This window comes from Kitasatospora sp. NPDC056184 (assembly GCF_042268405.1).
Lineage (GTDB): Bacteria > Actinomycetota > Actinomycetes > Streptomycetales > Streptomycetaceae > Kitasatospora.
The window spans coordinates 181,366-196,668 of record NZ_JBHJUI010000002.1; the positions used below are offsets into that span (position 1 = coordinate 181,366).

Here is a 15,303-nt window from a genome sequence, read left to right on the forward strand (position 1 = left end):
CGTCACCCGCCCACTGATCGCCCACGACCACCGACCGGCGCGGGAGCAACCCGGCTACCCGCTGCGATGACGGAGCAGGGTCGTGGCGATGGCGGCCTGGGTGGGCTCCAGGGCGGTGCGGCCGTCCTCGATGTCCCAGAGGGCGTTCTGGAGGACGCGGGCGAGGGTCCAGGTGGTGGCGCGGGGGCGGTCCAGGGCGAGGGCCGCGGTGAGGAGGTCGAAACGGCGCAGGACCGTGCGGGTGGGGTCGGCGCCGGTGGTGTCCCAGCGTTGGTCGAGGGCGGGGAGGAGGTCGAAGCCCGGGTCGCCGGCGAGGGGTTCGGGGTCGATGGCGAGCCAGGGTTCGCGGGCGGCGGCGAGGACGTTGCCGTCGTGGAGGTCCCAGTGCAGCAGCCGGTCGCCGGGGTCGTCGAGCAGTTCGGCGACCGCCGCCGCGCAGGTCCGCAGCAGGCGCCTCTCGCCGGGATCGCGCAGGGCGGGGGCGGCGCGGGGCGTCTCGTCCAGCATCGCCGCCGCGACCTCGGCGAGGCGGCGCAGGCCGGGTGGGGCGGGGACGGCGGTGAGGCGGGCCATCAGCCCGGCGAGGATCAGCAGCGCGGCGTCGTCGTCGGCCACCGTGGCCAACGGGCGGGCCGCGTCGAGCCGTTCGAGCAGCTGGGCGCCGCCCGCTTCGTCGTGGTCCAGGAGCAGGACTGCTCCGTCGCCGCCCCAGGCGCGCAGGCCCGCCACCACGCCCGCCGTGTCCGGGCGGACGTGGTGCAGGCGCAGCACGGCGGGCGAGCTGTCCGCGCGCCGGACCGGCAGGACGAGGGCGGCCATGCCGTGGGCGGGCGGGCCGTCCGGCAGCAGTGTCCAACGTTCGAGGAACTCCGAAACGAGGGAGGGGAGTTCGCCGATCCAGCGGCGCTCGGCGGGGCCGTTCGCGCCGTACCGGGCGGCGAAGGCCCCGGGGATCTCGACCGGGCCGGGCGTGCTCAAAGGAACCTCCCTCGGCGGGGCGGTGGCGGGCCCCCGCGTTGTCCGGTTCCGACTCTTGCACGCGCCGTCCGGCAGGGCGAACGGATAAGGAAGCAGGCGGATTCGGTCACCTGACGGTGTCTCGATCGAACACCGCGCCGAGACTGGTCGCGGCACCCCGGTCCGGGGGAGCGGGGTGCCACCCGGGACGGTCCCCGGACCGGGGCCCCGTCCGGCAATGGCCATGCCATTGTTACAAGATGTGCCGATGTTCTCCACAGTTGCCCCTGGGGCCCTACCATCCTGCGCGGGGGCGCCGGAGGCCCTTCCCCCGGCCCGCCCGTGTGCCCCGCGTCACCGCAACTCACCTGTGAGGACCCGTGTCTGACTGGTCGTTGGCGATCGACTTCGGTACCTGCTTCACCACCGCGGCCGTGCGCGCCGAACCGGCCGGAACGGTGGCGGCGGTCGAGATCGAGAACAGCCGGTACCTGCCGTCCCTGGTCTGCCTGGACGACGACGGCCGGCTGCTCACCGGCCGGGCCGCCGTCCAGCTCGCGGCCCAGCGGCCGGAGCGCGCCGAGTTGCACCCCAAGCGGGCGCTGCTCCGGCAGGCGGCCGTGCTGCTGGACGGCCACGAGCAGGCCACCGTCGACCTGGCCGGCGCCGTGCTCGCCCGCGCGGCGCAGGAGGCGCGGGCGCAGTGCGGCGGGACGGAGCCGGCGCGGACGGTGCTCACCCACCCGGCCGACTGGTCGCCGGGCGACCTGGACCGGCTGCTCGAAGCCGCCGGCCGGGCCGGGCTGGACGCGCCGGAGCTGCTGCCCGAGCCGGTGGCCGCCGCCCGCTTCCATGCGGCGAACGCCTCCGCGAACGCCCCGGCGGACGGCGACGGCCCGATCGCCGTCTACGACCTCGGCGGCGGGACCGTGGACACCGCCGTGCTCCGCCGGGAGGGCGGCGGCTTCCGGGCCGTCGCGGTCGCCGGGGATCCGGACTTCGGCGGTCGCGACCTCGACCAGGCCCTGTTCGAACTGCTCCGCGACCGGGCGCTGGACCTCGACCCCGGGCCCTGGCAGCAGCTCTGGGCCGACCCCACTCCCACGGTTTCCCACCAACGGGCCCAGCTCGCGCGAGAGTTGACCCTGGCCAAGGAATCCCTGTCGAGCACCGGCACGGTGTACCTCGCCGTGCCGGGCTACCCGGAGCCGTTCGTCGTCCAGGGCGGCGAGTACCGGGCGGCCGTCACCCCCGCGCTCACCGCCTCGGTCGGGCTGCTGGAGCGGACCGTCACCCGGGCCGGGCTGACCCCGGCCGAGCTGGGGGCCGTCGTGCTCTGCGGGGCGGCCAGCCGGACGCCGCCGGTGGCCGACCTGGTCGCCGCCCGGCTGGGCCGGATCCCCGACCTGGCCGCCGACCCGAAGGCCGCCGTGGCCCTCGGGGCGCTCACCGAACCGCCCGCCCCGGTTGACACCGGGGCCGGGACCGCTGCCGGCCTCGACGGGGACGGCGCACCGGAGACCGGCTCCGGCCCCTGGAGCGTCGCCCACTATCCCGACGAGGTCGACCCCGAACTCTGGTTCTGACTCCGACGGCGGCCCGGCCGCCCGGCTCCCCACTCCGCGGGACCGCAGGACCCGCCGCACCGCGCCCCACCCTGCCCGGAAACGGACCAGCCCGCCCCGATACGGCCGCCCCGCCCAGATGCGGACCGCCCCGCCCCGAAACGGACCGCCCGCCCGAGGACCCGCGAGAACCGCGAGGAACCGCATGGACATCGTGATGCTCGGCCACAGCGCGGCCGGGAAGACCAGCTACCTCTCCCTCATGTACGCCGCCATGTGCGACGGCGTCGAAGGCATGACCCTGAGCACCGCCGACCGCGCCGCCCACCACGCGCTGCTCGCCGACGCCCGTGCCATTCGGCGCGGCCGCTACCCCCGGGCCAGCGACCGGCCCCGCTGCTACGAGTTCGCGCTCTGCCACGACGGCGACGCGGTCTTCCCGTTCCGCTGGACCGACCACCGCGGCGGCGCGCTCACCGAGCACCGCAGGTCCAGCCCGCAGGCCGCCGGCCTGCACGACGACCTGGTCGCGGCGGACGGCATCGTGCTGTTCGTCGACGCCCTCCGCCTGGACACCGACCCCGACGCCGCCGAGGACGTCCGCCGGCTCGTCGTCCGCGTCCACCAGGCGGTCGCCGACCGGGAGGAGAGCGTGACCCCGCTGGTGATCGCCCTCACCAAGACCGACCTGGTCGACCTCGGCGCCCCCGACGCGGAGGAGCGCTTCGTCGGCCCGTTCCTGCCGCTGATCGAGGCCGTCCAGGAGACCCGGCACATCCAGGGGGCGTTCATCCCGCTGGTCTGCGGACCGGAGCCGGAGGGCGTGGCCCTGCCGGTGCTGTGGACGCTCCGGTTCGGCATCATCGGCCGGGCCATGGAGCTGTCCGCCTCGATCGACCGGCTGATGGCCTCCGCCCGCCTTGCCGACCAGCGCGACACCCTGTGGGACCGGCTCAGCAGCTGGTGGGAGGACGAACCGTCCTGGGCCTCCATCCGCGACCGGGACCGCGCCCGGGCGGGCGCCGAACTGGCGCGGCTGCAACCGCTGGTGGCGCCCGCCGACCGGCTCGGCGAACTACTGGAGGACGTCCTCGCGTTCTGAACCGCCGCGCCGGTCCGCGCCGCCCCGCTCGGACACCGCCACCGCGCACCGACATCCACGACCCCGCGAGACGAAGGACACCGCACCATGACGGTCCCCACCCTCACCCTCACCCTGCTCGGAGCCAGCGGCTCCGGCAAGACCGCCTACCTGCACGGCATGTACAACCGGCTCTCCTCGGGGGTCCAGGGCTACTACCTCTACACCACCGACCCCGACCTCGATCTCGACCTCGCCGAGGACTGGGCCCGGCTGCGCCGCACCGGCACGATGCCCAAGGCCACCTCGGAGGAGCCGATCTCCTACGAGTTCGTGTTCCGCCGGGGCATGCGCGACCTCATGACGATCGACTGCGTCGACTTCCGCGGCAACGCCGCCCTGGACCGGCGCGGCGCCGCCGCGGACGTCGCGCAACTGGAGGAGCGGCTGATGCGCTCCGACAGCATCATCCTGGCGCTGGACTCCGAGCACGTGGCCGAGTGGATCAAGCACGGCGCTCCCGGCAACCTCGACCGGGACGACGACCCGATGGAGATCTCCCGGTTCAGCCGCGCGATCTCCCGGGTCTTCAGCAGCCGGCTGGCGAAGGGCGAGCCGGTCCCCGGTGTGACCGTCCTGCTCACCAAGGCGGACCTGCTGGCCGAGCGCACCGGCCTGCGGGCGGCCGAGGCGCTCCAGACGGCCGGACGGAACTTCCCCAACCTCGTGCCGGTGCTGGCCGGCGACGACGCCGAGGGCGTCACCGTGGCGCTCTGCGCCGTCCAGCTCGGCAACTTCGGCGCGGCGGCCCAGGCCACCGTGGACGCCGGCCGGATCGCTCCGAAGAACCTCCACCTGCCGATCATCTTCAGCCTCCGCCACTACCTCAGCGAGGGCATCGTGCGGAACCGGCAGGAGATGGACCGGCTCGCCGGCAGCCTGGACGCCTCGCGCGGCGAACTGGCCGCGCTCAGCCGGGGCTTGTTCGGCGGGCTCTTCAAGGGGGCGCAGAAGAACAGCGCCCGGCAGGAGATCGACCGGTTGGTCGCCGGCAGCTCGGCGACCTCGGCCGACCTGGCGCGGGCCCAGGAGCGCTGTCAGGAGCTGGACGCGGAGCTGCGGGGAGTCGCCATCTACCGCGACGGCCGGCTGCTGACGGACTGACGGACTGGCGGACTGACGAACTGACGGGCCGAGGCCGAGGGACCGACGGGGACTGACGGGGACTGACGGACGGACGAATGCCATGACGAGTACGACGAACGACGGGCCGGAGCCCGCGAGCACGGCCGGCGGGGCGGACGGGACCGCCCCCGGCGGCTGGTCGGCGGTCGTCTACGGCCGGACCCTGCGGGTCGACCAGTGGTGGCGGGCCCTGCCCGCCGGGGTCGACCGGCAGGGCCCGGTGGGGGACGCCGTGCGCGCCGCCGTCGCCGGCGGGAGCCGGCTGGAGTACGGCCCGCGCTTCCTGCTGCACCGCGACGGCCGGGGCGTGCTGGTCGGAGCCGCCTGCGAGCTGGGCCTGATCAGCCGGGAGATGGTGCAGGACCGGTTCGGCCGCCCGCTGTACGGGTTCGTGGGCTGGTACCGGCCGGCGTCGGCCGGCACCGGTGGGCGGCTCCCCGGACTCCCCGAGCTGGCCCACCACCTGGCCGGCTGGGCGGGACCGGTCTACACCGAGTGGATCGCGCCGACCTGGGAGGCGGTCGGCCGGGAGGACGCCGAGCCGCGCACCACCCGGCCGGTCGCCGCGCCGTGGCCGGACCGGCCGGCGGGGGCGGCGGATCCGGCGCCGACACCGCCGGCCTGGCGCCCCGCTCATCCGGCGGGCAGCCACCTCCTGCCCGAGGCGGACGCACCCGGCCTCTGGGCGGCGGCCGCGGCCGGGCCCGGCCGGTGCGTGCTGGTCACCGGCTGGCGTCGGCGCTCGGACGCCGAAGCGGGCCGGCTCACCCATCTGACCAGCGCGGACTGCCACGGGTACGAGCTGCTGTCGCCGCCCCCGCCACCTCCGCCGCCCCCGCAGCAGCAACCCGGGGCCGGGCCCGCGCAGGGGCCCGGCGCGAACACCGGCGCGAAGGCCGGCGCTGACACCGGAACGAAGGCCGGCGCGAAGGACAGCCCGGGGGCGGGACCGGTACCCGGACCGAGCCGCGGCCCGTCCGGGTGGGGGAGGACCGTACGCGGCCTGGGCAAGCTGGGGAAGGTGGTGGTCGGCGCCATCTGGCCGGACGACCCCGAGGAGCAGGCGAAGGCGCCCGGGCAGCACCCCGGCGGCGAGCCCCGGCACGGCCGGTACCCGGTCACCGGACGCGACCCCCATGGCGCCCGTGACCGTGACCCGTACGACGGCCTGGGCGATCCGCCGCCCGCCCCGGAGGCGCCCCGCCCCGCCGTCGCGCCCAACGGCCCCGCGCCCGGCGTCCCGCGCCCCGGTGCGGACGAGCCGCCGCGCTGGCGGACCCGGGCGGTCGACCCGCAGGAGGCCGACCTGGCGGGCATGTTCGGCGAGTTCGACGAGGACCCCGTACCCCCGTCGCCGCCCACCGCTCCGCCTGCCGCACCGCCGGCGCCGCCCACCGCGCCGCCCGCCCCGACGCACCCGCCGAAGGGCCCCTCCACCGACCCCGCTGACCGGCCCGACCCCGCCACGGGAGAACCCTCATGACCCGGATCCGCCCCGAAGCCCCCTCCCGCACCCGCGTCCTGGACTTCGCGACCCGCACCGCCGACCTCCTCGAACGCGCCGCCCGCACGGCCGCCGCCGAAGCCCCGACGACCCCCGGCGACAACCGGGACACCGACGCCGCCGACGGCGCCCGGCGGGTGCGCGCCGAGGCCGCCCGGGCCGCCGGCGGCGCCGCCTCGCTGGTCGTCGTCGGTGAGAAGAAGCGCGGCAAGAGCTCCACCATCAACAGCCTGGTCGGCGTCTGGGACCTCCTCCCGGTCGACGCCGACGTCGCCACCGGCGTGCACGTCGTCGTCCGGTACGGCGACCGCCCGCGCGCCGAGGCCTTCCTGCTGCCCGCCGCCACAGCGAGCACCACGGCGAGCGCCACGGCGGCGAACACCTCCGACGCCGCGCCGCGCCCCGAGCCGATCCCGCTGGAGCGGATCGCCGAGTACGCCGCCGTCGACCCGGCCACCGGCCGTCCGCACCGCCTCGACGTGCACCACGTCGAGGTCGAACTGCCCGTCCCGCTGCTGGCGGCCGGCCTGGAGCTCATCGACACCCCCGGCGTCGGCGGCCTGGTCAGCGGCCACGCCCAACTCGCCCTGGCCGCCCTGGAGAACGCCGACGCGCTGGTCTTCGTCGTCGACGGCTCCAGCGAACTCACCCGGTCCGAGCTGGACTTCCTCTCCCGCGCGACCGAGCGCACCGCCGAGACGGTGTTCGTGCTCACCAAGACCGACAGCCACGACGCCTGGCCCACCGTCCTCGAACGCAACCGCGAACTGCTCGCCCGGCACGCCCCCCGGCACGCCGACGCCGCCTGGTTCCCGGTCAGCAACCGGGCCTGCCGGGACGCCGCCGACGCCGCCGGCACGGGCGAACTCGGCGACGCGGCGGAACTCCTGGAGGAGAGCGGCTTCGAACCGCTGGACGCGCTGCTGCGCCACCGGATCGCCGCCCGGGCCGCCGAGCTGCGGCTCGCCAACGCGGTGCACGTCGCCCTCGCCGCGCTCGCCGCCCCGCTCGCCGAGCAGGAGCTGCGCCTGCGCTCGCTCCAGCAGGACCCGACGCTGGCCGCCGAGGTCGCGGCCACCGAGGAGGCGCTGCGCCTGCTCCAGTCGGAGAGCGCCCAGTGGCGGCGCGTCCTGACCACCGGGGCCCGCGACCTCAAGAACACCCTCCAGCTCGGCCTCCGGCGCAGTCTCAACGACGTCCGCCAAGTGGCCGAGGCGAAGATCGCCACCTCCGAACCGGCGGCCCTGGCCCAGGAGTTCCCGGGCGAGCTGGAGGCCCAGGTGGAGGCGGTCTGGCTGCAGCTGGACAACGCCGCCCGGCGCGGCCTGGCCATCCTGGAGGAGCGGGTGCGGCGGGAGTGCGCCTCGGTGCTGGACGCCGGGCGCCCCGGCACGGCACTCGCCGTGGTCCGCGACGGAGACGGCGACGGCGAGGGTGTCGGGGAGGGCGCCGTCATCCGCGCCGAACGCGAGGCCCCGCTGGCGGAGTTGGTGCTCTCCACCCACCCGGACGGCGGCGCCCTGGGCGTGATCGAGAGCGTCATCCCGTCGATCAGCACGGCGGCCACCTTCGGCACCGTCGTCGCCCTGGTCACCAGCAGCGTGCTGCTGCCCGCCGTCGCCAGCTACGCGATGCTCGCCGTGCTCACCCGGCGCCGCCGCCGGCGTGCCGAACTCGGCCGGGTGCGCGGCGACGCCACCCGCCACCTCAACCGGGTGCTGACCGACCTGAACACCGAGATCCCCGCCCAGATCACCGGCCACGTCGACGAACTGGCCGACCGGCTCGCCGTCGCGCTCGACCAGGCGATCGCCGACGAGCGGCTCCGGCTGGAGCGGCAGCTCGCCGACCACCGGCGCAACCTGGCCGCCTCCGCCGCCGACCTCGCGGCCGCCCGCGACCGCGCCAAGCGCCGGATCGGCTCGCTCACCGCGCTGCGCGACGAGGGCCTCGCCCTCGCCCACTCCCTCGGCCGCACCACCGGGGCGCCGGACCCCGGCCGGAGCTGACCGCATGGACCTGATGAACCTCCGGGTGGTCGCCCTCGGCCACAGCGGCGCCGGCAGGAGCAGCTGCCTCGCGGGGATGTCCACCCACCTCGCGGCCGACCGCAAGGGCTTCCGGCCGGTCACCGCCGACCGCCGGACCGCCGACGACCTGACCACCGCCGGCGGCCGGCTGCGCCAGGGCGTCCACCCGCCGCCGTCCTCGCGGCGCACCGAGCTGAAGGCCGGGCTGCGATACGGGCGCGGCGAGGTGCCCGGCTTCCACTGGACGGCCTACCGGGGCGGGGCGCTCACCGGCTCCGCCGCCGACGGCCCGGAGACCGCGCGGCTGCCGGTCTCCTGGTTCAAGGGCGTGGAGGGCGCGGCCCAGCGGCTGAAGTACGGGGAGGGGCGGGTGCGCGAGCTCAAGGAGGAGGTAGCCGGGCTGAGCCGCCCGGCCCGGAAGCTCGCCCGACTGCTGGAGCGCGAGCAGCGCGGCACGGCCCCGCCGGTCGGTGCGCCCGTTCGGGCGGTCCGGCGGTGACCGTCCCCCCGTCCGACGCCGAACTCGCCCCGGTGGTGGCCGCGTTCTGCGCGGAGCTGGCGGGCCGGCTGCCACCCGGCCCGGCCGCGGAGGCGGTGCGGGCCGTCCACGAGCGGCTGGCCGAGCGGACCCTGCGGATCGCCGTCGGTGGCCGGATGAACGCGGGCAAGTCCACCCTGGTGAACGCCCTGCTCGGCCGCCGGCTCGCCGCCTCGGCCGCCACCGAGTGCACGACGGTGGTCGCCTGGTTCCGGCCCGGGCGGCTCAACCGGCTCCAGGTCCGGCAGCGGGACGGCACCGTCCACTGGCAGGCCGGCGGACTGCCGCGCGACCCCCGGGACCTCGGCGTGAGCGCCGACCGGATCGCCGAGGTCGTCGTCGAGGCCGCCGGACTGCGGCCCGCCGGCGACTGCGTGCTCGTCGACACCCCCGGCCTCGACTCGCTCAGCGGCCTCGACGGGCCCGCGCTGGAGGCCCTCGCCCGCGCCGACGCGATGATCTACGTCATGCCGCACCCCGGCGCGGGCGACGCCGAGGCGCTGGGCGCCCTGCGGGCCCAGGCCGACGGCCGGATGACCGCGCTCAACGCCGTCGGCGTGCTCAGCCGGATCGACCTGCTCGGGGAGGGCCACGGCGACCCGTGGCCGCGCGCCCGGCAGGTCGCCGCGACCAACGCCGACCGGCTCGCCGGGCTGGTCGACGCGGTGCTCCCGGTGGTCGGACTGCTCGCCCAGACCGCCCTCGGTGACGACTTCACCGAACCGGACGCCGCCCTGGTGCGCCGGCTCGTCGAGGCCCCCGCCCCCGAACTGCGCCGCGCCCTCTACTCCGGCCGGCGCTTCCTCGACTGGGACGGCGCGCCGCTCACCGGCCCCGAACGGCAGCGGCTGTACGGCCTGCTCGGCGTCCACGGCGTCGACACCGCCCTGACGGCCGCCCGCCGGGCCCGCTCCGAGGGCCGCCCGATCGGGGCCGCCGCCCTGCTCGCCGAGTTCCGGGCCGCCTCCGGCATCGCGGCCGTCGTCGAGCACCTGCGGCTGCGCTTCGTCGACGTCGCCGACGCGCTGCGCTCGGCCGCCGCCCTCGGCGCCGTCGAGGCGGCCCTCGGTACCGGCGAAGGCCTGCCCGCCGCCGTCCTCCAGCAGGCCCGCACCCGGATCGGCGACCTGCGCCGGCACCCGGAACTGCGCCGCCACGAACTCGCCCGGGCGCTGGCCGCGGTGGCCGGACAGCGGCTCGAACTCGACGAGGACACCGCCGCCGCCCTGATCGCCCTCGCCACCGGCCGCACCCCCGCCGCCCGCCTCCGGCTGCCCGCCGACGCCGCCCCCGCGGACCTGCGCCGGGCGGCGGCGAGCGCCGCCCGCGACTGGCGCCGCCTGGAGGACGGCCCCCTGCGCGACGTCGGCCGCCACGCACGGATCGCCCGCGAACTGTGCGAGGGCATCTACTTCGCCACCCCGCCCGCCTGACCGCCCCTCACGCGGATGCGGTGGCCTGTTCCGGGCCACCGCATACCGGGCAATCGATGGGAAACGCGGCAGCCGTCGGGAAGGGACCGTCAATGTCGGGGGGAATTCCGGGAATGCGCCGCAGGATTCAGGACAACCGTCCGGAGGTTCCCGGAATTCGGAGGCATTCGGGGACGTGCGCACGTTGGAATCACAGCTGCGGTCCCTTTTGCGCCCGAGCCTACCTCCGGTGGGCGAGGGCAGAGAAGAGATGCCATGGACGATTTCGACGGCGAGACCTCGCCGCGCAACCCCGTCTTCTGCACGCTCGTCAACGCCACCCTCGACCTCGACCGCGAAGACCTCGGGCACCCCGGCCACCCCGGTCTGTGGTCGCGCCTGCTCGGGGACCGGCGCCCGGTCCACCGGCGCGGCCTCTACTGCCCCGACTGCCTGGCGACCCGCGGAGTCGCCGTGTGGATGTACGTCTTCGAGCGCCAGGGCGTCCGCATCGCCGCCCACCACAACCCGCGCCACCGCCGGTACCACGGCGAGAGCGACGAGCAGAAGGCCTCCAAGGAGCGCTGCCGCCGGGTGGCCGAGAGCACCGGCCACCCGGCCGAGGCGGAGGCGGTCGGGGCCGCCGGCCACCGCACCGCGGACCGCGACGCGCCCCCGCGCCGGGGCACCACCGGCCCGCGCCCGCGCCGGGACGTCCACCGCCGCCGACCCGGGCCACCGGTCGTCGAGGTCCCGCTACCGATCGCCAGGCCGCCCATCGCACCGCTCGTGCGCGACCTCTGCACCGCGGGCCGCGGCGCCCGCTGCGGAGCGGCTGCCCGCCTCTACCCGGGCGGCTGGTTCTGCGACGACCACCGGCCCGGCGCCCACCCGCGGTAGGGCCGTGACCGCCGCTCCCACCGGCCCAACGAGCGACCCGGGGCGGCGGTCACCGAGGTGCGAGCCGGCTCGGCCCCGTCCGCGGGTGCGGCCCTACCGCCGGTTCGAGCAGCGACAGCGTCCGCTGCCGCGCGTCGAGGCCGACGCGGATGCCGGACGGCATCGGCGGACTCGAACCGGTCGGCGGCGCAGTCGGGGCGTCCGGCATGATGGGCGGCGTACGGAGCGCCCTCGCGGGGCGCGGGTCGGGCCGGGGAGGGGCGGGCTGATGAGGCGGACGGCAGTGGCGGTGGCAGCGGGTGTGCTGGCGGGGGCGGTGGCGGTGACCGGCTGCGGAAGCGTGCGCAGCACGGGCGGCGGCGGGACGGCCGCGTCCACCGCGCCCGCGCCCACCCCGTCCGCCCCGTCCGCGTCCGCCACCTCCCCGACCGGCATCGCCGAGCACGACCGGCTCTTTCCCCAGGTGGCGGCGCTGGGCTGCGCGTCCGCACGGCCGAGCCCCACCGCCGGCGGCACCGGCACCGGTACCGGGTCGACCGGCCCGGCCGAACCGGTCGACCCGTGGGTGGCCAAGCACGCCGAGAACTCGATGTACAAGCAGATGGCGGTGCTCACCGCGGAGGCCCGCTGCCGGGGCGAGGCGCACGGCAAGCGCATCGCCGACGCGGTCGGGGCCCGCGCCGGGGCACCGCTCACCGAGGACGACGTGCGCGGCATCCTGGCGTCCCTCGGCTACCCGGCCGACAACATCCAGCTCCACGTCGCGGGCGGCGAGGTGTCGTTCGAGGTCAGCGTCCCTGGCGCCGGCCCGTGCGTCGCCGGCCGCCTCGGCAGGCCCGTCACGGTCGAGGCCCACGGGTACTACCTGGACGGCGGCTGCACCGAGCCGAAGGGCGGCCACTGACCGCGCGAACCGGGCCGGTGCTGGTACAAAGGACGGGCGCGGCAGGGGTCGACACAGGCGGGACGGGGGAGTGACAGCATCCGAACGGGGCCAGGGGCCCGCGGACATCCGCAACATCGTCACCGACAGCACGGTGCACTACCTGGTCCAGATCGGCGTGCTCAACGGCGAGTTGCACCTCACCGTGCCGCCCCCGCCGGTCCCGCCGGCGACACCCCTCGGCCTCGCCGAGGAGCGGCTGGCCCGCAGCCTGCTGTACCAGTGGCGGGCCGAGGCCGACGCCTGGGACATGGCCGACCCCGAACCGCTGGCCGTCCGCTGGGTGCACAGCCGCACCGCCCTCGGGCCGGGGACCGAACTCGGCGGGCGCGGTGACCGGGTCGGCACGATGGCGGAGGCCCTGCTCGGGCTCGACCGGCGCCGCCTGCTGATCCTCGGCGGGGCCGGCGCGGGCAAGACGACCCTGGCCGTGCTGCTCACCCTGGAGCTGCTCGCCCGCCGGCTCACCCGCGGCGAGGACGTCCCGGTGCCCGTCGTGCTGTCGCTGGAGTCCTGGGACGCGGAGCGGGTCAACTTCCACGACTGGCTGATCGGCCGGATCGCCGAGGAGCACCCCGGCCTGCCGCGGGTGGACGGGCTCCACCCCGCCGGCCGGCTGGTCAGCGAGCGGCGCCTGCTGCCCGTCCTGGACAGCCTCGACGAGCTGCCCGAGCACCGGCGGATCGCGGTGCTCGGCGCCCTCGGGCGCCAACTGGGCCAGGACGGCGGGGTGGTGGTGATCTGCCGCACCGAGGCCTACCGCGAGCTGGTGGCGGCGCAGCGGGACGTGCTCCGGGTGGACTCGGCGATCGAGGCGCTGCCGCTCGACCCCGCCGACGTGGCGGCCTACCTGCGCCAGGCCCGGCAGCCGTCGCGCGCGAAGGAGTGGGCGCCGCTGCTGGCCGAGCTCCGCGCGGAGCCCAACAGCCCGGTGAGCCGGGCGCTGTCGACGCCGCTGATGGTGTGGCTGGTGCGGCGCGGCTACGAGCGGGCGCCGGCGGACCCGGGTGAGCTGGTGGACCGCCGGCGCTTCCCGACCGCCGCGCAGGTCGAACGGCACCTGCTCGACCGGATCGTGCCCGCGTCGTTCCCGCGGCTGCCTCCGGGCCCCGACCGCCTGCACCCGCCCCGGCAGTGGGAGGCGGAGCAGGCGCGGGTCTGGCTGTCCCACCTCGCCCGGCTGATGAGCCGCCAGGGCACCGCCGAACTGGCCTGGTGGCGCCTGTTCGGCACGCCCCTGCCGCGGGCGCTGGCGGTGCCCGTGCTGATCGCGGCGGGGATCGCGCTGTCGGTGCTGTTCGACCTGGTGCTGGGGCTCGTCCAGGGCTCCTCGCACCGGATCTTCGGCTTCGGAGCCACGCTGGGCCTGAGCGTGACCATGGCGGGGGCGGTCCGGACGGCCGGGCAGGTGTGGTTCGGGGACGACCCCTCGACGCCCCGGCGGCGGGCCGATCCGCTGCGGTTCGCCGGCGCCCTGCGCTCGGCCGGCCGCAACGGGCGGCTGGGCCGGGCCTGGCGGCTCACGGTGGTGATCGGCGGGCCGCCGGTGATCCTCGCCCTGGGCGTGTTCCAGTACCTGGTGCCGTCCTCGGTGGGGCTCATGCTGGTGGTGGGCCTGCTGCTGCCCGGCTATCTGATGATCGTGATGGCGGCCCCCTCGGACACCGTGGACGCCGCGACGCCCGACGCGCTGCTCCGGTCGGAGCGGACCGCGGTGCTGCTGACGATGGTCGTGCCGGCGCCGCTGATCGCCGCCGGCATCGAACTGCTGGGCTGGGCGCGGGCCCACCCCCACGGGGACTGGGCCGACGCCCTGGCGGCCTGGTGCGGGGCGTGCGCGATGTTCCTGCTGATCAGCCCGTGGAGCCGGTGGCTGCTGGCGCGGTGCTCGCTGGCGGCGGCGGGCCGGGTGCCCTGGGCGCTGATGACGTTCCTGCGGGACGCCCACCGGGCCGGCCTGCTCCAGCGGACGGCCGGGACGTACCGCTTCCGCAACCTGCGGCTCCAGCAGCACCTGGCCGCCGCGGTCGACCCGGTGCACCCGCCGGGGACGGGAGCGGTCCCCGCACCCCGCAGGGCGCCCGGCGCGACCGGCCCCGGCCCCGGTCCAGGCCCCGGCCCCGGTCCAGGCCCCGGCCCCGGTCCAGGCCCCGGCCCCGGAACCGGCCCGGGAACGCCGTCGCCGTCGCCGTTCCTGCCCCCGGCCTCGACCTGGCGGGGCTTCACCGCGCGGCGCGACCCGGCCTCGTACCTGCTCACCGGCCGGACGCGCGAGGTCATGCTCGCGCACTGGGGCCCGCTCGGCGCCCTGATGGCCCTCCAACTGGTGCGGACCACGGTGGGCGGCACCTGGGACCAGCTGGTGTCCTGGGCGCCGATGGTGGGGCTGCCGGCGATCGGCCTGCTGCTGATGCTGATCCGCTTCCTGCCCCGGCGGCGGTTCGAACTGCACATCACCGACACGTTCATCGCCGCCCGGTGGGGCCGGAACACCTGCCGCTACGCGTGGTGCGACGTGGACGAGGTGGCGGTCCGCCGGGTCCACGTCTGCGGCCGCGACGCCCGCGTGCACGGCATCCACGTCCGGCCGGGCCCGGGGGCGCCCGTCCCCCCGGCGCGCTTCCGGGGCCGGGACGGGTGGTACCTGGTGCAGCCCCTGGGCGTCGGCCGGGCGGTGCCCCCGGACATCGAGGAGGCGCTGGCCGAGCTCTCCGGCGGCCGCTGGCGCCCGTAGCGCGGCGCGCGGGGCACGCCCGGGAGAGCGCGGGAGAGCTCGGCCTGCTCCGGCCCCGCGGGGCCGGAGCAGGGGCCGCGCCGGTCAGTCGCGGCCGCGGGCCAGCAGGGCGGCCGAGGCCGGGTCGCCGACGCGGGTCGCCAGCGCTCCCTTGAGGACGCTCAGCGCGGCCGGCAGCGCCGCCACCGCCGCCGCCTTGAGCGCGCCGATCGACGTCAGGTCGAAGGTGTCGGCCAGCAGCAGGCCGAGGAACGCGGAGGCGTAGGTGGCCGCGGTGCGCTCGGTCAGATCGATGATGAACTTCCGCATGGTCAGGACTCCTTGCACGTGGAGGTGATCAGGTGCGTGGTCGCGGAGCACCCGGGTGGGGCCGTTCGCGGGGGACGGGGTCGGTGGCCGGAGGACCTGCGGGGACGGGGAGTTGCCGCCCCCGGGTGTACACGTTCGGGCCCCC

General features: G+C 76.8%; 12 protein-coding genes. 10 read left to right on the plus strand and 2 right to left on the minus strand.

Features of this window, described 5'->3' with window-relative positions; genetic code table 11:
• Positions 1-54: 54 nt before the first annotated feature.
• On the minus strand, positions 55-978 hold the full coding sequence (locus tag ACFC0B_RS05910) for an aminoglycoside phosphotransferase family protein (RefSeq protein WP_376082815.1): 924 nt from the start codon (positions 976-978) through the stop codon (positions 55-57).
• Between the two features lie 359 nt (positions 979-1,337).
• On the opposite strand from ACFC0B_RS05910, the gene ACFC0B_RS05915 reads away from it, so the two are divergent.
• The 10 genes from ACFC0B_RS05915 (at position 1,338) to ACFC0B_RS05960 (ending at position 14,849) form a co-directional block, all read left to right on the plus strand.
• Positions 1,338-2,543 carry an Hsp70 family protein gene (locus ACFC0B_RS05915; protein WP_376082818.1) on the plus strand — a complete coding sequence of 402 codons (1,206 nt, stop codon included), beginning with the start codon at positions 1,338-1,340 and terminating at the stop codon, positions 2,541-2,543.
• 184 nt (positions 2,544-2,727) lie between these two features.
• Positions 2,728-3,624, plus strand: coding sequence for a hypothetical protein (locus tag ACFC0B_RS05920; RefSeq protein ID WP_376082820.1), 897 nt, complete (start codon positions 2,728-2,730; stop codon positions 3,622-3,624).
• Positions 3,625-3,711: 87 nt separating this feature from the next.
• On the plus strand, positions 3,712-4,767 hold the full coding sequence (locus ACFC0B_RS05925; RefSeq protein ID WP_376082823.1) for a hypothetical protein: 1,056 nt from the start codon (positions 3,712-3,714) through the stop codon (positions 4,765-4,767).
• An 82-nt stretch (positions 4,768-4,849) separates the two neighbouring features.
• Positions 4,850-6,271 (plus strand): hypothetical protein, encoded by a 1,422-nt coding sequence (locus ACFC0B_RS05930; RefSeq protein ID WP_376082826.1) that lies wholly within the window; start codon positions 4,850-4,852, stop codon positions 6,269-6,271.
• Positions 6,268-8,301 carry a dynamin family protein gene (locus ACFC0B_RS05935; protein ID WP_376082829.1) on the plus strand — a complete coding sequence of 678 codons (2,034 nt, stop codon included), beginning with the start codon at positions 6,268-6,270 and terminating at the stop codon, positions 8,299-8,301. Before ACFC0B_RS05930 ends, ACFC0B_RS05935 begins: the two co-directional genes overlap by 4 nt.
• A 4-nt stretch (positions 8,302-8,305) precedes the next feature.
• Positions 8,306-8,821, plus strand: coding sequence for a hypothetical protein (locus ACFC0B_RS05940; protein ID WP_376082832.1), 516 nt, complete (start codon positions 8,306-8,308; stop codon positions 8,819-8,821).
• Positions 8,818-10,293 (plus strand): dynamin family protein, encoded by a 1,476-nt coding sequence (locus tag ACFC0B_RS05945; RefSeq protein WP_376082833.1) that lies wholly within the window; start codon positions 8,818-8,820, stop codon positions 10,291-10,293. Before ACFC0B_RS05940 ends, ACFC0B_RS05945 begins: the two co-directional genes overlap by 4 nt.
• A 255-nt stretch (positions 10,294-10,548) precedes the next feature.
• On the plus strand, positions 10,549-11,172 hold the full coding sequence (locus ACFC0B_RS05950) for a hypothetical protein (protein ID WP_376082835.1): 624 nt from the start codon (positions 10,549-10,551) through the stop codon (positions 11,170-11,172).
• A gap of 268 nt (positions 11,173-11,440) precedes the next feature.
• Positions 11,441-12,076: a hypothetical protein gene (locus ACFC0B_RS05955; protein WP_376082837.1), complete on the plus strand. Its 636-nt coding sequence runs from the start codon at positions 11,441-11,443 to the stop codon at positions 12,074-12,076.
• A 70-nt stretch (positions 12,077-12,146) separates the two neighbouring features.
• Positions 12,147-14,849: an NACHT domain-containing protein gene (locus ACFC0B_RS05960; RefSeq protein WP_376082839.1), complete on the plus strand. Its 2,703-nt coding sequence runs from the start codon at positions 12,147-12,149 to the stop codon at positions 14,847-14,849.
• 84 nt (positions 14,850-14,933) lie between these two features.
• On the opposite strand, the gene ACFC0B_RS05965 is transcribed toward ACFC0B_RS05960, so the two are convergent.
• On the minus strand, positions 14,934-15,158 hold the full coding sequence (locus ACFC0B_RS05965) for a holin (RefSeq protein WP_376082841.1): 225 nt from the start codon (positions 15,156-15,158) through the stop codon (positions 14,934-14,936).
• Positions 15,159-15,303 lie beyond the last annotated feature (145 nt).